Raw genomic sequence first — 25,406 nt, forward strand, 5'->3', positions numbered from 1 at the left:
GCGGTAAATTGATGCGCTTTCGAGGCCGCTCTTCGTCCTGACATCCGCTTTTCAGTTCATTGTTAAACGCCCGTCACGCGCCGGTTAAGGACGCCGAACATGGTGGCGCGCCGCCGTTGAGAGGGCGGTCATTTTCCGTATTGGGGGAATTTTGATGTCAACGAGTCCAAACGATTCGTCGGCGTGGTCGCGCGTCCGATCGCGCCTGCGCCAGCTGTTGTTGTTCGCTGTGCCGGTGCTGTCGATGGCCGCCTCGCTGCCGGCCGTCGCGCATGATTTCGACGTCTTCGACTTCGACGACGATGAGACCTATCAGATCGGCCTGTGGGGCGACCTGCCGTATTCGACCTTGCAGGCGACCGTCGGCGTGCCGAACCTGATCGCCGACATGAACGCGCATCGGCTGAAGTTCACCGCGCATGACGGCGACCTGAAGCAGGGCTCCGGCTCGCTGTGTGACGCCGGCCTCTATGCGCAGGCGCTGGCCAATTTCAACAGCCTGGAGGCGCCGGCGATCTTCACGCCTGGCGACAACGACTGGGTTGATTGCGACCGCGCCTCCAACGGCGGCTTCAACTCGCGCGACCGGCTCGACTATGAGCGCAAGGTGTTCTTCTCGACGCCGTTCACGCTCGGCAAGCACCGCATGCGCCAGGAGGTGCAGACCGACAAGCTCTGCCTCGACGCCTCCGGCAACATGACCGGCTGCGTCGAGAACCGCCGCTGGCATGTCGGCCGCGTCACCTATGCGACGCTGAACATCCAGGGCTCCTGCAACAATCTCTGCGACACCAATCCGGATCCGGCCGAGTTCAACGCCCGCAATGCCGCGGTCATCACCTGGATGAAGCAGACCTTCGCAGAAGCCAAGCAGCGCAACGCGGTGGCCGTGATGTTCATCTCGCAGGCCGATCCGGGCTGGGACCTCTCCGATACGACGCGGGCGCCGCTGCGCGACCCGAAGACGCTCGCCGAGACCGACGGCCAGCCGGACGGCTTCGCCAGCTTCCTGACCGCGCTGCGCGACGAGGTGATCGCGTTCCGCAAGCCGGTGGCCTATGTCCACGGCGATTCGCACTACTTCCGGATCGATCAGCCGTTGCTGGATTCGCAGGGCCGCCGTCTGGAGAACTTCACCCGCGTCGAGACCTTCGGCGACAACCAGGCCAACGGCAACAACGACGTTCGCTGGCTGAAGGTGACCGTCGATCCGAGGAGTCGCGACGTGTTTTCCTACCAGCCGGTCAACGTGTTCGCTAACCGCACCGCGGTGCCCGCGCCGACGCCGTCGCATTAGGCCGGCTCAAACCTCTCCCCGCGTGTGGGGAGAGGTCGGATTGCATCGCAAGATGCAATCCGGGTGAGGGGGACTCACCACGAGTTCGGTGCGCGGAGACTCCCCCTCACCCCGACCCTCTCAGCGCGAGCGAAGCTCGTCGCGACCCCGCAAGCGGGGAGAGGGAGTTGGCTCACCGGCTCGCGACGTTACCTGGCAGCGCATAGGCGCGGACGTAATCGCCGAGCTTGGTGCCGAACGAGCCATGGCCGCCGTCGACCGTAACCACATATTGCCGGCCGCCCGCCTCATAGGTCATCGGCGTCGATTGTCCGCCGGCCGGCAGCCGGTCCTGCCACAGCAGCCGTCCATCATTCACGTCGAAGGCGCGGATGTAATAGTCCATCGTGCTGCTGAGGAAGGCCACGCCGCCGGCGGTGACCATCGGGCCCCCCAGCATCGGCACGCCCATTTTGAACGGCAGCGGCACCGGCGCCTTGTCGCGGATGGTGCCGACGCGGTGCTGCCAGACGATCTGGTTGATCTTCAGGTCGATCGCGGCGAGGCTGCCCCAGGGCGGCGCCATGCAGGGGATGCCGAGCGGTGACAGGAAGATGCCGAGATCGACGCCATAGGGCGTGCCATACATCGGCTGCACGCCGAGCTCGGTGCCGGGCGGATGCGCCGCATTGGGTGCGGCCGGATTGTCGCTGCCGCGCGGCACCAGGCGCGAGACGAACGGGATCGATTGTGGATTGGCGATCGCGATCTGCCTGACGGGATCGACGGCGATGCCGCCCCATTCGAACATGCCGAAATCGCCGGGATACACCAGCGTGCCCTGCTCGGACGGCGGCGTGAACGGGCCTTCATAGCGCAGCCGCTTGAACTTGATGCGGCAGGCCAGCTGGTCGAACATCGTGGCGCCCCACATCTGCGCGCCGGTGAGGATCTGGCGCGGGCGGAAGCTGAGGTCGGAGAATGGCTGCGTCGGCGCGGTGCGGTCGCCGGGCGCCGCGCCCTGCGGCACCGGCGTCTCCGGCGCGGGCACCAGCAGGTGGCCGTCGCGGCGGTCGAGCACGAAGATGTTGCCGGTCTTGGCCGGCACGTAGATCGCCGGGACCACGCCGTCCTTGGTCGGCACGTCGATCAGGCTCGGCTGCGACGGCATGTCCATGTCCCAGAGATCGTGGTGCACGTTCTGGTAGGACCAGCGCAGCTTGCCGGTGTTGATGTCGAGTGCGACCAGCGCCGAATCATAGCGTTCGTTGTCCGCCGTGCGGTTGCCGGCCCAGATGTCCGGCGAGCTCGAGCCGAGCGGCTCGTAGACGAGACCGAGCTTTTCGTCGGCCGCTGCGACGCTCCAGGAGTTCGGCGAGCCCATGGTGAAATGATGCGTTGCCGACGGCATCTCATTGGGGTCGGGATTGCCGGGATCGAACGCCCAGATCAGCTTGCCCGAGTAGATATCGAAGCCGCGGATCGCGCCTGAAGGCACCTTGTCCGAGTAGTTGTCGATCACGGCGCCCGCCATGATCAGCACCTTGTCGGTGACCACAGGCGGCGAGGTGCCCTCGTAGAATCCGAGCGTCGTGATCTCGTTGCCAGCCTTGAGGTCGATCTGGCCGTGATCGCCAAATCCCTCACAGGGCTTGCCGGTCTCGGCATCGAGCGCGAACAGCCGGCCGTCATCGGTCGGCAGGAAGATGCGCTTGGGGCACTCCGCAGGTGCAGCCGCGCCGGTGCTGTCGACAGCGCCCGGCTTGGTTTCGTGATAGGCGACGCCGCGACAGGTCATGTGCTGGAAATTCTTGTGATGCTCGATCTTGGGATCGAACTTCCAGCGCAGCTTGCCGCTGGCCGCGTCCAGCGCGAACACGATCTGGTGCGGCGAGCAGGTGTAGAGCAGGTCGCCGACCTTCAGCGGCGTCACCTCATTGGTGAACTCGTCGGGATCATCGGGGCCCTTGTGATCGCCGGTCTGGAATTCCCAGGCGAGCTTGAGGTCCTTCACATTCTCCTTGGTGATCTGATTGAGGCTGGAATAGCGGGTGCCGAAATTGGTGGCGCCATAGGCGGTCCAGTCCGATTGCGCCTGTGCGGCCGTTGTATCCGTGCCTGCGGCGCCTGCTGCTTGCGCCAACGTGCCGTTCAGCCCGAAGCGATCGCCGCGCAGCGCCACGCCGAGCACGATCGCGGCCAGCACCAGCACGGCGACGAGGCCCCAGCGCGCCGCCGGCATGTTTCCCGCAAGATGGGCGGTGATGAAGGGCAGGAGCAGCCAGATGCCGAGCGGCGCCAGCACATCGCCGCGCGGCGCCAGTGACCAGAAATCCAGGCCGACTTCCCAGATCGCCCAGGCCATCGTGCCGAGCAGCAGCGCGGCATAGACCCACAGCGCTTCGGCGCGCCGCTGCCACAGCTGCCAGGCTGTGAGCAGCAGCGCAGCGCCGGCAATGACGTAGTAGAGCGAGCCGCCGAGCGCCAATAGCCATACGCCGCCGGCGGCGAGCACCGCGCCCATGAGGGTGAGGATGATAACCGTGAAGGTGAGCAGCGGTGCGCGCTGCAGTTCGCCGGCGCCGACCATGCCGCGGCTCCTCGATATGGCAGTGATGTTAGGGCGATCCGCCCGGCGCCTCAAGAACCGTCCGCAGTAGGAGAAGTTCCTGCCGGTCGGTCCGCTAGCGGCCGCAGGATCGCAGCTCCGGAACCTTCGACGCACGTATCCGGTTGCCGGGGCCGCACACGCCTTTTTGTACTGGCCGACGGGTCAATTATGACAGTATTAATACGTTGACATGTCAGTTTGACGAAAGACGTGGAGCGTAGCATGGGCGTGCGGCGGCAGGCGGTGTCGAATCCGGTGGCGTGGTGGTGGGGGCTTTTGACCCTGGTCAGCATCGCCAATATCGCGTTCTGGATCCTGCTGTACCGTCAGCTCTCCGGCCAGCCTGTGACGGCCGCAGCCGCCGGCTCGGAAACGTCCTCGATGTTGATGCTCTGCGCGGCCTATGTGTTCGGCTGCGCCTTCCGCTCGGTGCTGCCGCGTGCCGACGTGCAGCGGATCTGCCTGGTCGACAGTTGGTTGTCGAGCGTGTTCGTCGGACGTTCGGTCGCGACCATCGCGGAAATCTGCTTCGCCGCGCAATGGGCGATTATCCTCGGCCAGCTCGGCACCATCGCGGATGCGCCGACCGCGGTGAATATCGCGCGCATCATCGTGCCGCTGATCATCGTCGCCGAGATCTGCTCCTGGTATGCGGTCCTGACCACCAACTTCCTCGGCAATGCGATCGAGAACTCGCTGTGGGCCGTCACCTTCCTGCTGGTCGGGATCGGGCTCAGCCGGTTGCTGCCGGACTTCGAGGGGCCGCTGCGCTGGCTCCTGATCACCGGCCTTGTCGGCATCGCGTTCTATCTCGGCTTCCTGATCGTCATCGACGTGCCGATGTATCTCAACCGCTGGCGCATCGGGCGCGCCAACGGCACCAAGCTGCTGCATCCGCTAGACGGCCTGCGTGACGCCGCCACGCGCTGGATCGTCACCCATGATTTCGATCACTGGAAGGACGAGATCGCCTGGATGTCGCTCTATTTCAGCGCCGCGGTGTGGGCGAGCCTGGCGCTCTGCGTGCTGTCCTCGCTCGACCATGATCTCTTGACCTACCGCGCACAGGCGGCGGCGTTGTCGCCGCCGGCCGTCGTTCAGCCGATGAGCCTGCGCTGACTCTTAAAGGTTGAGCATCCGTTTCAAACTGCGATCTTCGCTGGCTTGGGTCTTGCACGGCCAACGCGCGTGAGCAGACCTGGAGGGGGCGGCATGCGGACAACAGCAGTCGAAATCATTCGCATTGCGACCCATGGCCCGGGTGACGTCTCCGGCCTCATGAGCCGGATCGACTCCGGCGCGATCGATCCGACGAAGATCGTTGCCGTTCTCGGCAAGACCGAGGGCAATGGCGGCGTCAACGATTTCACCCGGGAATATGCCGTCTCCGCTTTATGCGCGGCGCTGGCGCCGCATCTCGGTCTGTCGCCCGATGGCGTCGAGCAGCGCATTGCCTTCGTCATGTCCGGCGGCACGGAAGGCGTGCTCAGCCCGCACATCACGGTCTTTACCCGGCATGATGTCGGCGATCGGCCGCCGTCCGAGATCTCCGGCAAGCGTCTGAGCATCGGGATCGCGCAGACCCGCGACTTCCTCCCAGAAGAGCTCGGACGCGGCGCGCAGATCCAGGAGACGGCGAACGCCGTTGCCAGGGCCATGATCGAGGCCGGGATCTCCGATCCGCGCGATGTTCATTTCGTCCAGATCAAATGCCCGCTGCTGACCAGCGAGCGCGTCGCGGCCGCGCTGAGCCGTGGCAACACGACCGTCACCAGCAGCGCCTATGCGTCGATGGCGTATTCGCGCGGCGCCTCGGCCCTCGGCGTGGCCGCGGCGCTCGGCGAGATCGAAGGCGAGATCGACGACGCGCACGTGATGCGCCGCTTCGACCTGTTTTCGCAGGTGGCCTCGACCTCGGCCGGCATCGAGCTCATGCATAACGTCGTGATCGTGCTTGGCAATTCGGAGACGTCGGCGAGTGCGTTTAAGATCGGCCACGCGGTGATGCAGGATGCGATCGACGCTGCTGCGGTGATCGAGGTCTTGGGCAGCGTCGGCCTGTCGATCGGCGGCGTAACGAACGACGGCCGCCAGCTCGTCAACATCTTTGCCAAGGCCGAGGCCTCGCCCAACGGCTTGGTGCGCGGCGTCCGGCACACGATGCTGGAGGATACCGACATCAGCGCCACGCGGCATGCCCGCGCCGCCGTCGGCGGCCTGATCAGCGGGCTGGCAGGGACCAGCGCGGTTTATGTATCCGGCGGCGCCGAGCATCAGGGACCGCCAGGTGGCGGCCCCATTGCCGCGATCGTCCGGCTGCCGCAGTGAACAGCGCTTACTCTTGATCCAGGTCGCTTGCCTTAGCTAACTCGCTTGCCCTCACGACCGTCGCATTGACGACGCGCGTGCCGTCGAGCTCGCGCACGATGCGCTGGTCGGGGCCGACATCGCCGAGATCGAAGTCACGCTCGCGTGTGACCAGGATGATGCGCGGACCGTTGATGATGAGGACGGTGACGTCATGCTCTTCGCCTGACATGGCCCATTCGCGGATCTCGCTCTGATACGGCGCCTTGCGCCACGCGTCCGGAAAGCCGGGATCGCAGCGCACCTCGATGCCGTCGTCCGAGGTCGTCAGCACGAACTTCGCCTTGGCTGGCTTCCATTGATCGTCGAGTAGTTCGTTCAACAGCCACAGGCAGCGGAATGCCCGGCATTCGTTAGGGCGGTCGGCGTAGATCGAACAGCCGCGCTTCGGCTGGCAATGCGCACACCACGCATTGGCTGGCTTGCCCAGCGCTTCGATCGCCATCACCTTGCAGCACAGCGTGCAATCGCCGCAATCTCTCGATGTTGCCTCGGATTTCGCCTCGGATTGCATGGGGCCTCTCATCGTCGGCCCCGATGCTACGCGAGTTTGGCTGCGGAATCCTGCCGCTTCTCAGCTCAGCCTGCCGCCATTGAACTGGCCGAACCGCCACGCCAGGCCAAGCCCCATCAGTAGTGCGCCGAGCCCAAGCGGGATCACGTCTTGATTGGCTCTGAGGTCGAAATCGCCGACCCGACAAATCAGCAGATAGCCGATCACGAGATTGAAGAAGCCCCACAGCAAGTTCTCGATGGAGGAGGATTGTCCGGGCCCGCGCGGTTTCGCCCATGGCGTCTGGAACGGGCGGCCCATCACGCCACTGGTGAGATGCGGAATCGCATTGGTGAGGAATGCGCCCGCGAACAGATAGGACAGCGGATGAAGCCAGTTCATGGACGGTTTGGTCTCCTTGCACAGCCGCGACGTGTCCTTTGTGTCGTGCGCGCCGTTCAACACAAAGACACGTTTCAGTGGGGAAGCGACAGGCTGCGGCGGGCGTTTGCTGTTCAGGCGTGGCCGATCCAGCCTTGCCAGGTGAAGGCCGCGAAGAAACGGCTGGCGTCCTGGAAGCCGCCGTCGCGCAGAATGGCTTCGTCCTGCTCGGGGCTGAGCATGTTGACGCCGGCCTCGACCGTTTTGCGCATCGTTTTCGCCTGCTCGGCATCGACACCTGAGGCGACGGCGTACGCGGCATAACGATCCAGCCAGAGCGCGCGCTGAGCCGGCTCCTGCGGCAGGCAGCTGTGTGCGGCCACGAACGGCGCGCCGGGCCGAAGCCGCTGATGGATCGCGCGCACCGTCCTCAATCGCTCGGGCGCCGAGAGGAAGTGTAGCGTCAGCAGGCAGGTCGCCGCGTCGAAGGGACCGGCGGGCGCGTCGTCGATATAGCCTTCGATCAGTTCGACGCGACCCATGCGGGAGCCGAGCGTCTGCTCGGCCAGCCGCAACATCTGCGCCGACGGATCGACGCCGACAAGGCTCCAGGACGGATGCGCATCGGCCAGGGCGGAAAGCTCAAGTCCGCCGCCGGCGCCCAGCACGAGCACCTTGGCATGCGCAGGCGCCTGCTCGCCAAGCACGACCGCGGTCATGCGGTGAAGTCCGTCGAGACCGGGCACGAAGCGGCGCGGTCCGTCGGTGTAGCGCGCAACGATCTCCGGATCGGAGAACGCGCGCAGAAACACCTGCGTGCCATCTGTGATCTCAGCCATGGCGGGTCTGTCCTTTGCGGGAGCGCTTGTGGCGTTGCAGGCGGTTGTGGAAATCGGCGCTCAAGGCGGCGAGCGTCACGTCGCCGAGGCGGGACAGCAGCAAGGCCTCCGCCTCCCGAAACGTGGTGTCGAGCGCGGCATTGACCGCCTGCTCGACCAGGCAATCCGGGTTTTCGGTCCGGTTGCCGAGGGCGAACAGCGATGGGCTGCCCAGCGAGTCGTAGATGTCGCGCAAGGTGATGCTGGCGAGGTCCCGGGCGAGCGTCCAACCGCCGCCATGACCCTTCTCAGAGCGCACATAGCCGCGCTCCCGCAGGCCCGCCATGATCCGCCGGATCACCACGGGATTGGTCTGCATCATCAGCGCCAGCATCTCCGATGTGGCCGGGCCGTCCTGCTCCGCCATGTGGAGCAGGACATGCAGCACGCCGGACAACTGGCTGTTGGCTCTCATGTAACTTTTGATATTACATGATAAGTCGTCCGTCAATCCGCCGCGGGATCGCGGTTGGCTTGGCTTGCCTGGTCAGAAATCTTGACCCAGACGCGCGGTCTGTAGAGACTTGGCCGCTAGAACCACGGCTCCTCATAGGCCGGCGTGCCGTCGACCAGGAGCCGCTTGATGGCGGCGCGGCCCGAGGGCAGCACGGCCGCCACCACCATCAGCTTGCGCTGATTGCGCAGCTGTTCGAGCGCCTTGCCTTCGCCCTGCGGCACGAAATAATTCTCGATATCGTAGCGAAGGCGCAAAGAGTCGCAGAACGAATCCCGCTTCGGTCCGCAGCTCGCGCCATAGATGACATGACCGCGGATCAGCACCTCGGCCCCTTGCACCGGGACCGGATCGGTGTGCACCGAGACCGCTTCGTAGACGCCGTCCTGATTGGGGGCGAGCTTCACGAACACGACCGGATGTTGCCCGTGCGACGGCTGATCCTTGAGTGCGCCGGCCGGCAGCTGCGAGATGTCGTAGCCGAGTGACACGTAGTCGCCGCGCAGGAGGTCGCGCGGGTCGACCGGTCGGGTCTGCAATGTCACTTCCTTGCCGTCGCGCAGGATCTCGATGCGGTCGACCACCATCACCGCCAGCAGCGCCAGCTGGATCAGCGCGGCCAAGCCGAACAGAAGAGTTTTCGGAATACGCCCCAGGCGTTGTGCAAGCGTGGCTGCAGAGATCATCGCGCATCCCTCGCCAGCAATGCGTTGAGAACAAGCGCCAGCACGATCGCGACCACGCCGGCCACGGCGAGAAACATCGAGCGTTCCAAGAGCGAGCCTTTGACCGCCCAGGTGATTGCGGCGATGACGCCGGCGACGCCGAGCCAGCCAGCGACGATGCGCGGCCGGGCCGAATCGATCATGCCGGAGATGACCAGGCAGAGCATGGCGCCGAGCTCGAGCGCATAGGCGAACCATGGCTGGCGGTCTTGCTGCGCCACGCCTTGCTCAGGCGCGAACAGCGCGAGGGCGATGGCCAGTCCGGCCAAGGCCACGCCGGAGTCCCGCATGACCGCGGCAGCGACGAATGCCAGCAGCATGCCGCCTGCTCCGCAGCTGAGTGCCCAGGCGGGATGACCTGACGGCAGGTAAAGGAGAACGGAGGAGTCGAATGCCGCGCTGCCCAGGACCGCCGCCGCGGCCAGCATGAAGCCTCCATAGGAAGATAGTACAGCACCGAACTCCGACAGCCGGGGCGAGCGGAGCGCGGCCAGCGTCAGCCCGCCGCCGAGCAGCAAGCCGGCGCCGTCCGCGAGCACGGCGAGTTGATCATGCACGCCAGCCTGGAGTGCGACCGTGATCCACCAGTTCAGCGCGGCGAGCGCGACGAGATGTGCAGCGGCGCGCGAATTCCAGGAGATGGCGAGGCCGGCGGCAACGAGCCAGAACGCGACGAAGGGGACGTGCGGCATGCCGTCACCCTCGACCATACGCATGTCGCTCCAGATGCAAGCCGCTGCCAGGGCCACCGCCAGCGCGCCGCGCGAGCCTGTGAGCACGGCCGCGCCGAGCGCGCCGATCGCCCACAGCAGCATGCCGCCGGCGAAATCCGAACCGAGGTGATACATCTGGCCGACCAGCGCGATGCCAGCGCCGAAGATGATCGCGCCGACACTGGCGCAGAGATCAGCGAGCACCACCCGACCCGTGCGGGCGAACCAGGCGCCAAGTCCATAGGCGGCGATGAGGCCCGCAGCCAGGATGGCGCAGCGCAACAGCCGTGCGATCTCGCTCCAATGTGCGGCCACGAACGCGAGAAACGCGGCTGCGATCAGCAGCCCGCCAACGATGCCGACAACGACCGGAATGTTGGCGCCCGGCGCAAGCGGCGGCAGCGCGCTGCGGATCGCAACGCCCGCCGCCGGCGTGATCACGCCATCAGTTTCCCAGCGCGCCAGATCAGCCTCGAGACGCTGCCGATAGGTCCGCTCAAACATGTGGGTGATTCACTGACGTTGTGACCGTTCTCGCTAGTCTAGCATGGTGGTTTGTCGGTTGGCAGGTGTATCCTGCGGCTGAGCCGGGGAGTTCGGCTCTTACTACGGACGTTTTGCGGATTGCTTATTGGATCGGCGAGCTGCGCAACGGCCGCCGCATTGATTGCAGTGATCGTGACAGATTGAGCTTCGATCTTTCGAAACGTGCTGGGATCACGGGGCGAGACATGCCATTGAACAGAGACCATCTCGACATTTTCTTGAGCCTAGTCGCCATCGCGGTGAGTTTGGGCGCGGCAACATTCACATATTTGCAGTTCAAGGAAGCTGAGCACGCGACAGCGACGGCGAATGCTGCGCTCCTGGAGGCGAAGAGAGCGAATGACATTGCGCTCGGCAATTTGAATCCCGAGGTCTGCGTCGACGTCAGGGACAAGAATGTCCGCATCACAGCGCCGGAGAAGCCTGCCGTTTATTTGTACGTCAGCAATTGCGGGGATCTGCAAATCTCGGGAGTCGATATTCACATCCTCCCTCTGGCGGGATTGGGGCTGTTCTACCAATTGGATGACCCGCGCAAGGAGGCGCGGCCCCTGAGTCAGACCATGCACCACAAGATCGATTTCCCGGTCGTTCTGTCACAAGAGGGACTTGCAAGAATCAACCTGGCTCCCCTCCTGGAGGCCGACATTGCAAAGAACATCCAGGACTTTGCCGACCCGGCCAACCCTTATACCGGCGCATTCAATGTCGTCGTCAGCCCGATCCGGAAGGGCGAGTCCGTTCCTGCCTTGGGCAGCGGAAAGCAGCGCAAGGATCGCATCATCGTTCAGGTCGAGTTCGCGCCCAGCGATATTCATGGGCTGAGCAGCGAGGAGGTCGCGAAGGCGGTCGGAACACCTCATATCGTGCAGTAGGTGGAGGCCAAATCCGATCGCGCAGGTCCGACCGACCTTTGCGCCACGCTTGCGGTCAGCAAGAGCGCAAGAACCGCCCGCGCGGAAAAACCAATTTTGTTTGCCGCATCAAACTGATTTGGGTGGTCAAGCCGGCTCGGGAAAAATATCGCGCTTCGCTTTTTCAGAAATATATGGTTGTCTCGCTGCGTCCCCGCCCGATGAGAGGGGCGCTTCGCGATCGTCACGAGCGTTGGGTGTGGGATGCGGTGGACGCGACGGTGTTGCAGCGGCGAGCAGCTGCGGGCGAACAACGCCGATGCGGACGTGAAATCGTGTGGTCCTGGCGCCCCGGTGCTGGCGCCGAGCGCAACGCGCCTCGCGCGTTGTCGCGACACGGGGGCAACAACGCCGGTCCCCGAGGAGAGCGCGTATAAACGTTAAAACCATCGCGCAGGGAAGGCCGGGTCGTCCGGCTGGACCCGCGGTACCTGCCGCCTGCATTTTTTCCGCAGGCGGGCCACGGGCCTCAGTCGAGGTCCGGCCTTCCCTGCGCCCTCTTCCAGAAGAGGGTGAACTGAATGGATAGCTCGGACGCAAAACGCGCCGCGAGAACGCCGGCTCACGTCCTGATCGCTGTTTGAATTGTAAATCGGACGACATCACGCGCGTCATTGTGAGGCGCGACGCGCCGAAGCAATCCAGAATCGACATGAGGCACCGGATTGCTTCCGCCGTCGCCCTTCGGGCTCTGGCGGACAGGTCGCTTTGCTCGCAATGACGGAGTCCCCATACTCACTGTCATGCCCCGCCATCGGGTCTCGCCTCCGGCGAGCCCGACGACAGGCTCCGGCGGGGCATCCAGTAAGCCGAGGCTTATCGGGGGACGACTGCAATCTCTGGGATACTGGGTCCCCCGGTCAAGCCGGGGGCTGACAGGGGTGCGCTTGTTTGACAACTAAATCGCAGAACGTCCCGCGCGGAGCGTGGGTCGCGATTTACTTGAACGCCGAGAAGCGGCTGTCGAACGAGTTCGACTGCAGCACCGGCGAGGCGCCTGCGACCAGCGTGTTGGTCTGCGGCTGGCTCGGTGCCGTGGTCGCGGTCGTTGCTGGAGCATCGGGCTTGAACGGCGGACGTGCTGCGGCCTGCCTGGTGTTGTTCGGCCGGGTCTCGGCCGGCTTGGCGGCAACGGCCTTTGGCGCTGCCGGCTTGCTCTCGACAGGCTTCGAGGTCGCAGCAGTGGCGTTGGCCGCCACGGCGCCGCTCGAGCCGATCTTGCGCAAGTTGGACAGCAGGCTCGACTTCTCCGGCGCGCTGACGGCGGCGACGCGCGGCGTCGTCGAAGCAACCGAGGCCGGCTCAGGAGCAGCCGCAACTGCGGTCTCATCGGCGTTCGGCGCACGCGGAGGATTGACGTGACCGGGGATGGTGCCGGGCATCGCCGAGAACTGCGAGAACGACAGACCCGGCGCTTCGCCAGGTTCGGACAGGCCGGTCGAGGCGCCCGGCACGCGCGAGGCGAACACGCTGTTCATGCCGCCGTCGATGCCGGTGTTGAGCTTGGCGACCGGCGTGCCCTTGGCGACGAGCTTGGCATACTCCGCCTCGTCCGCCTGCTGCTTCTCGCGCACGGCGTTCGCGACGTCGTCGGCCACCACATAGGCCGGGCATTTCGCCGAGGCGTCGAACACGGGATCACGCGTCGCGCCCGGCGGCCTCGAGGCGTCGAACACGTATTTGTGCTCGCAGAAATCGACCTTCGGCTCCTGACGCGTCACCTCGAAATGGTCGTAGCCTTCCTTGATCATGCGCCAGAACGGCATGTTCGGATTGTTGCGGTGCTTGGCCATGTTCACCGCCGTCATCCGGAACGGATAGGCCTGGAACTGGAAGGCGCGTTGGCCACCGAAGAAGGACTCGCGGCCGAGCGAATAGATCTCGGCGATCTGCTCGTCGGTCATCGCGTAGCAGCCGCGCGAGGAGCAGTCGCCATGCACCATCAGCTCCGAGCCGGTATGGCCGAGCGATTTGTCATAGGCGTTGGGATAGCCAGTGTTGAAGGAGAGGTAGTAGGCCGATTGCGGGTTCATCTGCCCCGGCGAGATCGAGTAGAAGCCCTCCGGCGCCTGGCGATCGCCCTCGCGCACCTTGGGTCCGAGATCGCCCGACCAGCGGCAGATCGGATAGGTCTTGAGCAGCGCGAACTTGCCGGAGCGGTCCTGCTTCCAGACCTCGAGTTCGGCCTCCTGCTTGAACAGGCGAATCAGGATCGGCGACTGCAGATCCATGTCCTTCTCGCCGATCGAGGCCACCAGTTTGGGCGGCACTGGCTGGTTGGCCTTGGCATTGTTTGCAAGCGACACCTGATCGCTGTTGCAGCCAGCCAAAAGCGCACCAGCGGCCAACGCCGCCGAGGTCATCAGGACCCGGACAAACGCGCGGTTGATCAATGCAAAGCTCCCCGGCACGACGGCATGTCGCAAAACCCCAATCGTCTCACCTTAAGGCCGGAGCGGCAGACAAGGAATTGTCGCCGATCAAGCCCTGCGCATGCCTCAACCTTGATTAAAACTGTAGCCTTTGGCCCTTTGGGCCGCAACCCGCTCACCTCCCGACGCTCGGCCACGCGGCCAGCGTGGTCAACAACATCTAAACAGGGAACACCCGCGTCCAGGCTGAAATGCGGCCAAAGGGCTGCTTTCGCTCACAAATTCGCGAGCCGACGGGTGCGAGGAGGGAGAAAAGGAGCGCCTCAACCGAGCTTGCGGCCGATCTCGAGGAATTTCTGCCGGCGCCGCTTGCGGATGGCGTCGGCGTCCAGCCCCTTCAGCTCGTCGAACGCCTGGACGATCGCTTCACCCGTTGCCGCGATCATCGCGGTGGGATCGCGATGGGCGCCGCCGACCGGCTCTTTGAGGATGGAGTCGACCACGCCGAAACGGAGCATGTCCTGGGCGGTGATCTTCATGCTGTTGGCGGCTTCCTGGGCCTTGGTGCCGTCGCGCCACAGGATCGAGGAGGCAGCTTCGGGGGAGATCACGCTGTAGATTGCGTGCTCCAGCATCAACACGCGGTTGGCCGTGGTCAGCGCGATGGCGCCGCCCGACATGCCTTCGCCGGTGATGATCGAGACATTGGGCACGCCGAGCGCGAGGCAGAAATCGGTCGAGCGGGCGATCGCCTCGGCCTGGCCGCGCTCCTCGGCGCCGATGCCGGGATAGGCGCCCGCGGAATCGACCAGCGACAGCACGGGAAGGCCGAATCGCTCGGCCATCTCCATCAGCCGGACGGCCTTGCGGTAGCCTTCGGGGCGCGCCATGCCGAAATTGTGCTTGAGCCGGGATTCGGTCGAGGCACCCTTCTCCTGGCCCATCACGCAGATCGGCTCGCCACGGAAGCGGCCGAAGCCGCCGAGCAGGGCGGCGTCCTCGCCGAATTTGCGGTCGCCGGCGAGCGGGGTGAATTCGGTGATCAGGCCGTTGACGAAATCGGTGAAATGCGGCCGCTGCGGGTGCCGCGCCACCAACGTCTTCTGCCAGGGCGTCAGATTGGCGTAGAGCTCGGCCAGGGCTTGGCCGGCCTTCTCCTCGATCCGCGTCACCTCCTCGGCGATGTCGGTGCCGGAGGCCGCGAGCAAGCGCAATTCGTCGACCTTGGAATCGAGCTCGGCAACGGGCTTTTCGAAATCAAGATAGCTGCGCATGGGGTCCGGCATGGAATCGCTTATGGGGACGCTGGGTGAGGCAACGTGGCGGGTTTGGCTCGGCCTTGGAAGACAAATATCTTCAACGGCTTAGTGAATCGCTCGGGATCCGCGCGCGCAGCTTGTGCCGCGCCCGCGGACAGGATGGCGCTCTTTCGGGTCGAATGGCTGCGAAGTCAAGGCTGGGAGGGCCGGATTTGGTTCCGTCCGGGCCTGCTATTTCTCGGCCTGCTATTTCTCCGCCAGCGGGTGCAGGTCGCGCACCAGGCTCTTCAGCCGCTCCTCCACCACATGGGTGTAGATCTGGGTGGTGGAGATATCGGTGTGGCCGAGCAGGGTCTGCACGATGCGCAGGTCGGCGCCGTTGTGCAGCAGGTGGCTGGCGAAGGCGTGGCGCAGCACGTGCGGCGAGACCAGCCGGGCCGGCAGGCCGGCGGCCACTGCGAGATCCTTGAGGTCGCGGGCAAAGTGCTGGCGGGTCAGGTGCCCGCTCTCGCCGAACGAAGGAAACAGCCATTTCGAGGCGGCGACGCTGGCCTTCTTCTCGGGCTTGAGCGCATCCATCGCGGCGAGATAGTCCGCCATCGCCTGCCGCGAGGCTTGGTTCAGCGGCACCAGCCGCTCCTTGTTGCCCTTGCCGCGCACCACGATCATGCGGGCGTCGTGGCGGGCGGCGGTGCGCGGCAGCGTGACCAGCTCGGAGACGCGCAAGCCGGTGGCATAGAGCACTTCGAGCAGGCAATAGAGCCGCATCGCCCGCAATCGTGCGGTCGGCGAGGCATCCGCCACCAAAGTGAGCTCCTTGGCCCGGGTCAGCATGCGGTCGACGTCGGCGATCGACAGCACCTTCGGCAGCGGCCGGCCGCGCTTGGGCCCCGCGAGGATCGCGGCAGGGTCGTCGGTTCGGATGCGTTCGTTGAGCAGGAAGCGGAACAGATGCCGCATCGCCGACAGCCTGCGTGCCACGCTAGAGGATTTGAAGCCCCTGGTGTCGAGGTCGGCCAGATAGTCCCGCAGCACCTGGGTATCCGCCGCTGCAAAGCTGGAGCTCTTGCGGCTGAGGAAGACGGCAAGGTCAGTGAGATCGCGGCGGTAGGCGTCGAGCGTGTTCTCGCCCGCGCCTTGTTCCGCAGCCAGCATGTCCAGGAACAGGGTGGTCAGAGTGGCATTCGAGGCCTTGGCCCGCATCTGGTGTCCGCGTCTCGTCGAAGTCCGAATCGGTGCGCCGCAGGACGATCATCCCGGCCCTGGAGGCCTGGAAGCGAAGTTGGCCGAGATCGCGGCGCTGTTTGTTCAAAAGAGAACAGTAAAAAACTTAATCAAAACGGTGTGGCTTTTCGGCCAGCAGTGCGACGCGCGCTATTTTTTCTGGAACTTGTCCGGCGGGATGGTCACCGTCATTTCGCGCGGCTTCGGGTTGACGAAGTTCGCCAGCGCGTAGATCGCGCCGTAGACGACGCCCACGATGATGGCGACCACGGTCAGAAATCGGAAAAGACTGGGCATCTCGGCCAGCAAGGCAGCGAAGGACGCGGGACATCCACCATGTTCGCCGGCGGCTTGCAAGTGTATCTGGCAAGGCGGGGCGTCCACGGAGTATAGCTGCCTGGAACAGGCGCCTTTGAATGCAGCAAGCCGGTGGGATAATAGCGGAATTGATGACCGACACGCCTGAACCAGCAGCCAGCCCTCCCGCTCCGGAGGCCGCGATCACAGCGGCCCTGGGCAGGCGGCTTGTCGTGCTGGTGGGCATGATGGGTGCCGGCAAGTCGACGGTCGGGCGCCGGCTCGCGGCCCGGCTCAAACTGCCTTTCGTCGATGCCGACAATGAGATCGAGGCCGCCGCCGGCATGACCATACCGGAGATCTTCGAATCCAGTGGTGAGGACTATTTCCGCAACGGTGAGGCGCGGGTGATCGCGCGGCTGCTGGAAAACGGGCCCGGCGTGCTGGCGACCGGCGGTGGGGCCTTCATGCGCGAGGAGACGCGCCGCCGCATTCAGGATAAGGCGGTCTCGGTCTGGCTCAAGGCGGATGCCGACGTGATCATGCGCCGTGTCAGGCGCCGGGCCGATCGGCCGCTGCTGCAGACTGCCGATCCCGCCGGCACCGTCACCCGGCTGCTGACCGAGCGCGAGCCGGTCTACCAGCATGCCGATGTGACGATCTGGTCGCGCGACGTGCCGCACGACAAGATCGTGGATGAGTGCATCGACGCGCTTTATGCGCGCCTTTGTGGTGCGCCCGAAGCAGCAGAGGGCGACGCGACGGAGGCCGATGACGCTCCGACGGATGTTACCCAAGCCATGGGTGGGCTGCGATGACTGCTCCGTTGAAGGCCGTCGATCCTATCACCGTCGATGTCGCGCTCGGCGAGCGCGCCTATGACATCGTCATCGGTCGAGGCGTGCTGGCCTCGCTCGGCGAGCGGATCGCAGCGTTGCGGCCCGGCGTCCGCACCGCCATCGTCACTGATCGCACCGTCGCGACCCACTGGCTCGAACCGGCCGAGGCGGCGCTGGCGCAAGCCGGCATTCCGACGACGAGAATCGTGGTCGAGGAGGGCGAGGGGTCGAAGACCTATGCCGGGCTTGCGAAGGTCAGCGAGGCGCTGATCGCGGCCAGGATCGAGCGCAACGATCTCGTGATCGCGCTCGGCGGCGGCGTGGTGGGGGATCTCGCCGGCTTCGCCGCGGCGATCCTGCGGCGCGGCGTCGATTTCGTGCAGGTGCCGACCTCACTCCTGGCCCAGGTTGACTCATCGGTTGGCGGCAAGACCGGCATCAACTCGCCGCAAGGCAAGAACCTGCTCGGCGCTTTCCACCAGCCGGTCCTGGTGATTGCAGACACCGCGGTGCTCGACACGCTGTTGCCGCGCCAGTTCCGCGCCGGTTACGCCGAAGTCGCGAAATATGGCCTGCTCGGTGATGCCGGCTTCTTCACCTGGCTCGAGGCCAACCACGCCGACATCGTCAAGGGCGGGTCGGCGCGCGAGCACGCCGTCGCCACCTCCTGCCGCGCCAAGGCCGCCATTGTCGCGCGTGATGAGCGCGAGACCGGCGATCGCGCACTGCTCAATCTCGGTCACACCTTTGGCCACGCGCTGGAAGCTGCGACCGGCTTTTCCGACCGGCTGTTCCACGGCGAAGGCGTAGCGGTCGGCATGGCGCTGGCGGCGCAATTCTCCGCTGAGCTCGGTATGCTGCCGGCAAGCGACGTCGAACGGATCGAGCATCACCTTGCTGCGGTCGGCCTGCCGACCCATCTGCAGGATATCGCCGGCTTCGCCCAGGAAGGGATTGGCGATGCCGACAGCCTGATGGCCCTGATGGCCCAGGACAAGAAGGTCAAGCGCGGCAAGCTCACCTTCATTCTGCTCGAGGCGATCGGCCGGGCCGTGATCGCCAGGGATGTCGACCCGTCGAGGGTTCGTGACTTCTTGCAGGCCAAGCTTCAGCGCCGCGCCTGACCGGATGCTGCCGTGTTGAGCATCGGCAGCGAAACGGCAGGGGCGGCCCATATGCAAAGCGACATCGGCATCATGGACTGGATCACGCTTTCGATCGTCATCATCCTGCTCGCGACATCAGCATTCTTTGCGCTGAGTGAGACGGCGCTCACCGGCGCCTCCCGCGCCAGCATGCTGCGGCTGTCGAAGCAGGGCAATCGCGATGCCGATGTGGTCTCGAGCCTGTTCGAGATGCGCGAGCGCCTGATCGGCGCGCTGCTGCTCGGCAACAACATCGCCAATATCGGCGCGTCGGCGCTGGCCACCGGGCTGTTCACGTCCTGGTTCGGCGAAGTCGGCGTGCTCTACGCCACCGGCGTCATGACCGCGCTGGTGGTGATCTTTGCCGAGGTGCTGCCGAAGACGATCGCGATCAACGCGCCGGATCGGGTGTCGCTCGCGGTGGCGCGGCCGATGCGGACCACCGTGTTCGTGCTTGGGCCGCTGCTCGCGGTGATCGAAGCGGTTGTGCGCGTGTTGATGCGGCTGATCGGCTTCAAGGTCGGCGCCAACCAGCCGATCCTATCGCCGACCGAACGTTTGCGCGGTGCGGTCGATCTGTTGCATCACGAGGGCAAGGTCGAGAAGCAGGACCGCGATATGTTCGGCGGGCTCTTGGATCTTCGTGAACTCCAAGTCTCCGAGGTCATGGTTCACCGCACCGAAATGGTGATGGTCAACGCCGATCTACCGCCGGAGGAACTGGTGCGCGAGGTGCTGGCCTCGGAATATACCCGTATCCCGCTCTGGCGCGGCACGCCGGAGAACATCATCGGCGTGCTGCATGCGAAGGACCTGTTGCGCGCGATCCGCGCCTCCGAAGGTGACATGTCGCGGACCGACGTCGCATCGCTGGCGCTGCCGCCCTGGTTCGTTCCGGAAATGCGCTCCGTCTCCGAGCAGCTCAAGGCGTTCCGTCGCCGCAAAACTCACTTCGCCCTCGTCGTGGACGAATATGGCGAAGTTGAAGGCATCGTCACGTTGGAAGACATTCTGGAGGAAATCGTTGGTGATATTTCCGACGAGCAGGATGTCCAGGTTGCCGGCGTTCGGGTTCAGCCCGACGGCTCGGTAGTGGTCGACGGCTCGGTTCCGATCCGCGATCTCAACCGCGCGATGGATTGGGATCTGCCCGACGAAGAGGCCACCACGGTCGCGGGTCTTGTCATTCACGAGGCCCGTTCAATCCCGGAGCGCGGCCAGAGTTTTACCTTTCACGGCTTTCGCTTCCGTGTGCTGCGGCGGGAGCGCAACCGTATCACCGCGCTCCGGATCGTGCCGGTGCCGCGTGGCGAGGTGGAAGACGCAAGGCCCAGGCGCGCCGGCACGGCGTTTTGATCTGTGCGTCAGCTGAGCCAGATGCGCTGGATGTGATGCATATGTACGCGAACGAAATTCTATGCGATAATCAGGCTTCGCCGGGGGCCTTGGCGTGCAGCGCGAGCGCGTGCACTGAGCCTGCGAGTTCCGAAGCCAATGCCGCATTGATCAGGCGGTGACGCTCGATCCTGCTCTTGCCGGCAAAGGCCTGCGACACGATATAGACTCGGAAATGCGTCTCCCCGCCCGGCGCGTGGCCGGCGTGGCCTTCATGCAGATAAGATTCGTCCTGCACCTCGAGGCTTTCCGGCGAGAAAGCTTCGCGCAACTTCTTTGTGATAGCGTCTCTCATGCTCATGGTGTCCGGCAATACGCATCAAATTATTTTTCGTCAATCCGCCGGCCCCCTCTGAGGTATTCGCAATGTCAAGACTTGAAGCTTTTCGCGTTGCGTAGTCAAAGTCCGTCATGCCGATCGATTCATCCAAATTCTTCGACTCCATCCGCATCAAGCCCAAGAAGGCGGCTTCGCGGCAGCCTCAGGTGCGCGAGGAGGCCACGCCTTGCCAGTGGCCTGACTGCCATAACAAGGGCACGCATCGCGCGCCCAAGGGGCGAGAGAATGCGCGCGAATATTGGCACTTCTGTCTCGATCACGTGCGCGAATACAACCAGTCCTATAATTTCTTCTCAGGCATGAATGCGGAGGCGGTGGCGCGCTATCAGAAGGATGCGCTGACTGGCCACCGTCCCACCTGGAAGATGGGCGCCAACACCGCGGGCAAGCGCGGCAATGTCGATGGCGATCTCGAGGGCGCCGCCGATCCGTTCAGCGTGTTCTCCGAGATCAATGGCCGCGCCAGCTGGCGCCCGGGGCCGCAAGCCGCACCGAAGCCTGAGACCCGCAAGGTCTTCAACGCCGAACGCAAGGCGCTGCAGGTGATGGGGCTGGGCCCCGATGCTACGCTCGAAGAGGTCAAGGGCAAGTACAAGGCGCTGGTGAAGCAGCACCATCCCGATGCCAATGGCGGCGACCGTTCGACCGAGGATCGCCTGATCGAGATCATCAAGGCTTACAATTATTTGAAGACGGTAGTGCGGACCTGATCCGCGCTTGATACGCCTTGCGTGGGCCGCAACGCGGCCGCACGCGGTGCAGGATGCGACGTTAATTCACGCCTTGGGCGCATCAGGTGTTGGTCCGATATAGGCCGAGCTTGGCCGGATCAGTCGGCCGGTGCGTTGCTGCTCGCGCGCATGCGCGGTCCAGCCGGCGCTGCGGGCGACAGCGAAAATCGGCGTGAAGGCTTGACGCGGAATCTTCAGCGCATCCAGCAGGATCGCCGTGAAGAACTCGACATTGGTATCCAGCACGCGGTCGGGATTTTTTCGCCGCAGCGCCTCGCGGCAATAGGCCTCAACCGCGCTCGCGAAGGGAAGAGCCGTGCCTGCGTCGGCGAGCCGTTCGATCGCCGCCTTCAACACGTCAGCGCGCGGATCGCGCACGCGGTAGATGCGATGGCCAAATCCCATCAGCCGCGCGCCACGCGCCAATGCGTCATCCACCCAGGGCTTGATGCGCTCGCGCGTGCCGATCGCGGTGAGCATTTCGAGCACGGGCTCCGGCGCGCCGCCATGCAGCGGCCCGGTCAGCGCGCAATAACCGGCGGTGACGGCGGCGAACAGGTCGGCCTGGGTCGAGGCCACCACACGCGCGGCAAAGGTCGAGGCGTTCATGCCGTGGTCGCAAACCGTCACCAGATAAGTATCGAGCGCAGCGACCTCGCGCCGCTCGGGCGCGCCGACCCGTAACATGCGCAGCGTATCGGCAGCATGACTTGCCGTGGGATCCGGTGCGATCGGCGGAGCCCCGTTCGCACGCTGAACCAAGGCCCCGGCGATCACGGCACAAGCGCCGACAATTGTGGCCTCATGCGCCAGCCCGTCCTCGGCCCGCAGCGCCGCGACCGCGGCGCGGAAGCCGTCGATGATGCTCATGCCAGGTGAGGCCGCCAGCAATTCGGGGATCCGCGCAAAGGCGCGTTCGCGGGCGACGCCGAGCTGTTGACGGACCTCGACCTCGTCCACCGGCTGGCCGCTTGCCGCGCTCCACAGCCGCGCTGTCACCGCCTCGAAGCTCGCCGCGGCCGCCAGGTCGGCCACGCGTTCACCGGCGATGATGAGCTCTCCGTGCTCGCCGTCGACGTGGCTCAGCGCGGTCTCGGCCGCTGGAATGCCGTCCAGGCCAATTGGGGTTCTGCCGAGCTGGATATTCATGACGGGATCTCCTTCCGATGGGATGTCGCTTTCGGAAGGTTGATCAGCTGGACGCATTGATCAATCTTGATTATACAAATCAATATGAAAAATTCATCGGGTCTTTATCTCTCGGCGCGAGAGGCGGCTGCCGAACTGGCGATCTCGCCCGCGACCCTCTACGCGTATGTCAGCCGCGGCTTCATTCGCTCCGAGCCGTCGCCGGATTCGCGCAGCCATCGCTATCGGGCCGAGGACGTCCGCGCCCTGAAGGAGCGTCGGGCGCCTGCGCCGGAGCCGAGAGGTTTCCGCAGCTTCGATGCCGATCTACCCGTGCTGGACTCGGCCGTCTCGACCATCACCGAAGCCGGCCCGATTTATCGCGGGGTCAATTGCGTCGAACTGGCCGAGAAGGACACGCTCGAGCACGCAGCGACGTTGTTGTGGGACGTGACCGCGATCGATCCGTTTGCTTCGGACAATTGTCCGGTCGTCTCTGAAGCGATGACCGTCATCGCCGACGCTGCACGGCGTGCCGCGCCGCTGGATCGGGCTATCGCGGTTTTGGCGCTGGCCGCCAGCGCCGATCCCGGCGCATTCAACCGCGCAGCCGGGGGACGGGCGCTGGTGGGCGCACGCATCGTTCGGCTTCTCGTCGCCACCATGCTCAACACGGCAGCTTCAGCTCAGCCCTTGCACCTGCAGGTCGCGAACGCCTGGGCCGTCGAGCACAAGCATGCGCCCGACCTGATCCGCCGCGCGCTGGTGCTGCTCGCCGATCACGAGCTCAACGCTTCCACCTTCACCGTGCGCTGCGCGGCATCGACCGGGTTGAACCTCTATGACGCGACCATTGCTGGCCTGGCGGCCTTGAAAGGCCCCAAGCATGGCGGCGCCGGCGTTCTTGCGTCGCAGCTGGTCAAGGCGCTGATCGATCGGGACGTCGCGCCACTGATCCGGGAGAGGGTGGCGCTCGGGGAGCGGTTTGCTGGCTTCGGCCACGGCATTTACAAGCGCGGCGATCCCCGCGCGATCTCCTTGCTTGATGCCCTCAATCGTGCCGGAGCGCCGCGCAAATTCACCCGCGAAGTGCCGGAGCGGATCGCGGAGGCGACCGGTGAATTTGTCAATATCGACTACGCTCTGGCCGTGCTGGTGCACAGCCTGCGGCTGCCTGCGGGCAGCGAATTGGCCCTGTTCGCGATGGCCCGTTCGGTCGGCTGGATTGCCCACGCCTGCGAGCAGCTGCAGCACGGCCGGCTGATCCGTCCCCGCGCCCGCTATGTCGGTCCGTCGCCCGGGCGCGGTGCCATCCTCGATTCGCTCTGAGGCACCACTACTCGCTCGCCTGCGCTACGAATTGTCCTTCGCGGCGCTTCCGCAGCAACCGAAGCACCAGCCAGACCAGGATCGTGCCGATCACCACGGCCAGGATCCAGATCGGCTTGGCGATGTGGCTGTGATGCGGGATGCCGGCATAGCGATGCAGGAGCTGCACGGCGAACACGCCCGGCAGCACATGCGCACAGGCCCAGAGCACAATGGCCGGGACGTTCACGGCATAGAAGCGGACCGGCGGGATGTCGAGCGCTCCGGCCGTGATCGGCACCACGGCGCGGATCGGGGCCACGAACCGGGCAAAGAAGATCGCCAGCGTCCCGAAACGATGGAAGAAAGCTTCGCTCTGGGCCACCAGGCGGGGGTAATTCGAGAACGGCCAAGCGGTCAGGATTTCCCGCTGGCTGCGGTGGCCGACCCAGAAGGCTGAGCCGTCGCCCAGCACAGCGCCCATGATCGCTGCGGCCAGCACCCATTCCAGCTTGAGTTCGCCGCCGGCGATCAGCGCACTCAACGCGAGGATGATGGTCGTGCCCGGGACGACCGAGCCCGCGATTGGGATGGCTTCCAGCAGGGCAGCCAGGAAGATGGTGAGATAGGCCAGTCCCGAATGTTCGGAGACGAAGGCGATGAGGGGATCAAGCAGGTGGGCCACGCAAATCCTGGCTGGGCTGATAACGATGCCTCATAACTAGGAACCTCCGGGGAAAGTGCCACGCCGCATCGCAGCAGGGATGGGCAGGGGAAAAAGGTGGCAATGATTCGCAGAGCAGCCTTTCAAAAATCGCGTCTCGCGCCTATCTCGATGATATCCCAACGGAACTTTGATTAACCCTTAGGCTTCTGCCCGCCAGCGCTCTCTGCTAGGCTGTTGCGAAGCCACAAACCGCAGCCACAGACAAAATCTGGTTTCGGAAAACGCCCGGGACCTCGGAGGACGAATGACGACCGCCGCTACGACCAATGCGCAGGAGATCACCGGTTTGCCCGACATGAAAGTGTCGGTTCGTCAGGTGTTCGGGATCGACAGCGACCTTGAGGTGCCGGCCTTTTCCCAAACCGACCCGCATGTTCCGGAGGTCGACACCGACTACCGTTTCGATCGCGCCACCACGCTGGCGATCCTCGCCGGTTTCGCCAAGAACCGCCGCGTCATGGTCACCGGCTATCACGGCACCGGCAAGTCGACCCATATCGAGCAGGTCGCGGCCCGCTTGAACTGGCCCTGCGTGCGCGTCAACCTGGATAGCCATATCAGCCGCATCGATCTGGTTGGCAAAGACGCGATCGTCGTCAAGGACGGCAAGCAGGTCACCGAATTCCGCGACGGCATTCTGCCATGGGCGCTGCAGCACAACGTGGCGCTGGTGTTCGATGAATATGACGCCGGCCGTCCGGACGTGATGTTCGTGATCCAGCGCGTGCTCGAGGTCTCGGGCCGGCTGACGCTGCTCGATCAGAACAAGGTCATCAAGCCGCATCCCGCGTTTCGCCTGTTCGCGACCGCCAACACCATCGGTCTGGGCGATACCTCGGGCCTCTATCACGGCACCCAGCAGATCAACCAGGGCCAGATGGACCGTTGGTCGATCGTCACCACGCTCAACTACCTGGCCCATGACGAGGAAGTGGAAATCGTGCTGGCCAAGGCGCGCCACTATCAGAACCAGCAGGGCCGCGACATCGTCAACAAGATGGTCCGGCTCGCCGATCTCACGCGCAACGCTTTTGCCAATGGCGATCTGTCGACGGTGATGAGCCCGCGGACCGTGATCACCTGGGCGGAGAATTCCGAGATCTTCGGCGATATCGGCTTTGCCTTCCGCGTCACCTTCCTGAACAAATGCGACGAGCTGGAGCGCCCGCTGGTCGCGGAGTTCTACCAGCGCTGCTTCAACGCGGAGCTGCCGGAGTCCGCAGTCAATGTGGCGTTGAGCTAACGTCGGTGTCGTCCCGGGCAAGCGAAGCCCGACCCGGGAC

The 25,406-nt window shown here is 64.8% G+C and carries 24 protein-coding genes; 10 read left to right on the forward strand and 14 right to left on the reverse strand.

The window, feature by feature from the left end:
• Positions 1-154: 154 nt before the first annotated feature.
• Positions 155-1,297 carry a hypothetical protein gene (locus ACQR1W_RS12235; RefSeq protein ID WP_434850988.1) on the forward strand — a complete coding sequence of 381 codons (1,143 nt, stop codon included), beginning with the start codon at positions 155-157 and terminating at the stop codon, positions 1,295-1,297.
• A gap of 172 nt (positions 1,298-1,469) precedes the next feature.
• Here ACQR1W_RS12235 and ACQR1W_RS12240 read toward each other — a convergent pair whose 3' ends face one another.
• Positions 1,470-3,866, reverse strand: coding sequence for a glucose/quinate/shikimate family membrane-bound PQQ-dependent dehydrogenase (locus ACQR1W_RS12240; protein ID WP_434850989.1), 2,397 nt, complete (start codon positions 3,864-3,866; stop codon positions 1,470-1,472).
• A gap of 243 nt (positions 3,867-4,109) precedes the next feature.
• Here ACQR1W_RS12240 and ACQR1W_RS12245 point away from each other — a divergent pair, with 243 nt between their 5' ends.
• Positions 4,110-5,006 carry a hypothetical protein gene (locus ACQR1W_RS12245; protein ID WP_434850990.1) on the forward strand — a complete coding sequence of 299 codons (897 nt, stop codon included), beginning with the start codon at positions 4,110-4,112 and terminating at the stop codon, positions 5,004-5,006.
• Positions 5,007-5,099: 93 nt separating this feature from the next.
• The gene (locus ACQR1W_RS12250) at positions 5,100-6,215 is read left to right on the forward strand and encodes a ring-opening amidohydrolase (RefSeq protein WP_434850991.1); all 1,116 of its coding nucleotides are present in this window, start codon (positions 5,100-5,102) and stop codon (positions 6,213-6,215) included.
• Between the two features lie 7 nt (positions 6,216-6,222).
• Here the strand turns inward: ACQR1W_RS12250 and ACQR1W_RS12255 are convergent, their stop codons facing one another.
• From ACQR1W_RS12255 to ACQR1W_RS12280, 6 genes are all read right to left on the reverse strand, one after another.
• Positions 6,223-6,768 carry a hypothetical protein gene (locus ACQR1W_RS12255; RefSeq protein ID WP_434850992.1) on the reverse strand — a complete coding sequence of 182 codons (546 nt, stop codon included), beginning with the start codon at positions 6,766-6,768 and terminating at the stop codon, positions 6,223-6,225.
• A gap of 60 nt (positions 6,769-6,828) precedes the next feature.
• Positions 6,829-7,149: a hypothetical protein gene (locus ACQR1W_RS12260; RefSeq protein ID WP_434850993.1), complete on the reverse strand. Its 321-nt coding sequence runs from the start codon at positions 7,147-7,149 to the stop codon at positions 6,829-6,831.
• 113 nt (positions 7,150-7,262) lie between these two features.
• The gene (locus ACQR1W_RS12265) at positions 7,263-7,967 is read right to left on the reverse strand and encodes a class I SAM-dependent methyltransferase (protein WP_434850994.1); all 705 of its coding nucleotides are present in this window, start codon (positions 7,965-7,967) and stop codon (positions 7,263-7,265) included.
• The gene (locus tag ACQR1W_RS12270) at positions 7,960-8,421 is read right to left on the reverse strand and encodes an Rrf2 family transcriptional regulator (protein WP_434850995.1); all 462 of its coding nucleotides are present in this window, start codon (positions 8,419-8,421) and stop codon (positions 7,960-7,962) included. Before ACQR1W_RS12270 ends, ACQR1W_RS12265 begins: the two co-directional genes overlap by 8 nt.
• Before the next feature lie 116 nt (positions 8,422-8,537).
• On the reverse strand, positions 8,538-9,146 hold the full coding sequence (locus ACQR1W_RS12275) for a GDYXXLXY domain-containing protein (protein ID WP_434850996.1): 609 nt from the start codon (positions 9,144-9,146) through the stop codon (positions 8,538-8,540).
• Positions 9,143-10,402, reverse strand: coding sequence for a DUF2157 domain-containing protein (locus tag ACQR1W_RS12280; RefSeq protein ID WP_434850997.1), 1,260 nt, complete (start codon positions 10,400-10,402; stop codon positions 9,143-9,145). The genes ACQR1W_RS12275 and ACQR1W_RS12280 overlap by 4 nt, the downstream gene beginning before the upstream one ends.
• 20 nt (positions 10,403-10,422) lie before the next feature.
• On the opposite strand from ACQR1W_RS12280, the gene ACQR1W_RS12285 reads away from it, so the two are divergent.
• Positions 10,423-11,319: a hypothetical protein gene (locus tag ACQR1W_RS12285; protein ID WP_434850998.1), complete on the forward strand. Its 897-nt coding sequence runs from the start codon at positions 10,423-10,425 to the stop codon at positions 11,317-11,319.
• Positions 11,320-12,296: 977 nt separating this feature from the next.
• Here ACQR1W_RS12285 and ACQR1W_RS12290 read toward each other — a convergent pair.
• From ACQR1W_RS12290 to ACQR1W_RS12305, 4 genes are all read right to left on the reverse strand, one after another.
• The gene (locus tag ACQR1W_RS12290) at positions 12,297-13,751 is read right to left on the reverse strand and encodes a L,D-transpeptidase family protein (RefSeq protein ID WP_434850999.1); all 1,455 of its coding nucleotides are present in this window, start codon (positions 13,749-13,751) and stop codon (positions 12,297-12,299) included.
• A gap of 302 nt (positions 13,752-14,053) precedes the next feature.
• On the reverse strand, positions 14,054-15,016 hold the full coding sequence (locus tag ACQR1W_RS12295) for an acetyl-CoA carboxylase carboxyltransferase subunit alpha (RefSeq protein WP_434851000.1): 963 nt from the start codon (positions 15,014-15,016) through the stop codon (positions 14,054-14,056).
• Between the two features lie 219 nt (positions 15,017-15,235).
• The gene (gene xerD / locus ACQR1W_RS12300) at positions 15,236-16,192 is read right to left on the reverse strand and encodes a site-specific tyrosine recombinase XerD (RefSeq protein WP_434851001.1); all 957 of its coding nucleotides are present in this window, start codon (positions 16,190-16,192) and stop codon (positions 15,236-15,238) included.
• 171 nt (positions 16,193-16,363) lie between these two features.
• On the reverse strand, positions 16,364-16,510 hold the full coding sequence (locus ACQR1W_RS12305) for a hypothetical protein (RefSeq protein WP_008972364.1): 147 nt from the start codon (positions 16,508-16,510) through the stop codon (positions 16,364-16,366).
• A gap of 152 nt (positions 16,511-16,662) precedes the next feature.
• Here ACQR1W_RS12305 and ACQR1W_RS12310 point away from each other — a divergent pair, with 152 nt between their 5' ends.
• From ACQR1W_RS12310 to ACQR1W_RS12320, 3 genes are all read left to right on the forward strand, one after another.
• Positions 16,663-17,328 (forward strand): shikimate kinase, encoded by a 666-nt coding sequence (locus ACQR1W_RS12310; protein ID WP_008972365.1) that lies wholly within the window; start codon positions 16,663-16,665, stop codon positions 17,326-17,328.
• A complete protein-coding gene (gene aroB, locus ACQR1W_RS12315; RefSeq protein WP_434851002.1) occupies positions 17,325-18,473 on the forward strand; it encodes a 3-dehydroquinate synthase in 1,149 nt (382 codons plus the stop codon). Before ACQR1W_RS12310 ends, aroB begins: the two co-directional genes overlap by 4 nt.
• A gap of 72 nt (positions 18,474-18,545) precedes the next feature.
• Positions 18,546-19,850 (forward strand): HlyC/CorC family transporter, encoded by a 1,305-nt coding sequence (locus ACQR1W_RS12320; protein ID WP_434851158.1) that lies wholly within the window; start codon positions 18,546-18,548, stop codon positions 19,848-19,850.
• 70 nt (positions 19,851-19,920) lie between these two features.
• On the opposite strand, the gene ACQR1W_RS12325 is transcribed toward ACQR1W_RS12320, so the two are convergent.
• Positions 19,921-20,190 carry a BolA family protein gene (locus ACQR1W_RS12325; RefSeq protein WP_035982937.1) on the reverse strand — a complete coding sequence of 90 codons (270 nt, stop codon included), beginning with the start codon at positions 20,188-20,190 and terminating at the stop codon, positions 19,921-19,923.
• A 110-nt stretch (positions 20,191-20,300) separates the two neighbouring features.
• On the opposite strand from ACQR1W_RS12325, the gene ACQR1W_RS12330 reads away from it, so the two are divergent.
• The gene (locus tag ACQR1W_RS12330; RefSeq protein ID WP_434851003.1) at positions 20,301-20,939 is read left to right on the forward strand and encodes a J domain-containing protein; all 639 of its coding nucleotides are present in this window, start codon (positions 20,301-20,303) and stop codon (positions 20,937-20,939) included.
• 66 nt (positions 20,940-21,005) lie between these two features.
• Here ACQR1W_RS12330 and ACQR1W_RS12335 read toward each other — a convergent pair whose 3' ends face one another.
• A complete protein-coding gene (locus tag ACQR1W_RS12335; protein ID WP_434851004.1) occupies positions 21,006-22,109 on the reverse strand; it encodes a citrate synthase/methylcitrate synthase in 1,104 nt (367 codons plus the stop codon).
• An 84-nt stretch (positions 22,110-22,193) separates the two neighbouring features.
• Between ACQR1W_RS12335 and ACQR1W_RS12340 the strand changes: the two genes are divergently transcribed.
• A complete protein-coding gene (locus ACQR1W_RS12340; protein ID WP_434851005.1) occupies positions 22,194-23,417 on the forward strand; it encodes a citrate/2-methylcitrate synthase in 1,224 nt (407 codons plus the stop codon).
• Between the two features lie 7 nt (positions 23,418-23,424).
• On the opposite strand, the gene ACQR1W_RS12345 is transcribed toward ACQR1W_RS12340, so the two are convergent.
• Entirely contained in the window at positions 23,425-24,081 is a 657-nt protein-coding gene (locus tag ACQR1W_RS12345; RefSeq protein ID WP_434851006.1) for a DedA family protein, read from the reverse strand.
• A 286-nt stretch (positions 24,082-24,367) separates the two neighbouring features.
• On the opposite strand from ACQR1W_RS12345, the gene cobS reads away from it, so the two are divergent.
• Entirely contained in the window at positions 24,368-25,366 is a 999-nt protein-coding gene (gene cobS, locus ACQR1W_RS12350) for a cobaltochelatase subunit CobS (RefSeq protein ID WP_035982942.1), read from the forward strand.
• The last annotated feature ends 40 nt before the right edge of the window (positions 25,367-25,406 follow it).

The sequence above is a fragment of the Bradyrhizobium sp. HKCCYLS1011 genome (genome assembly GCF_051167795.1).
Lineage (GTDB): Bacteria > Pseudomonadota > Alphaproteobacteria > Rhizobiales > Xanthobacteraceae > Bradyrhizobium.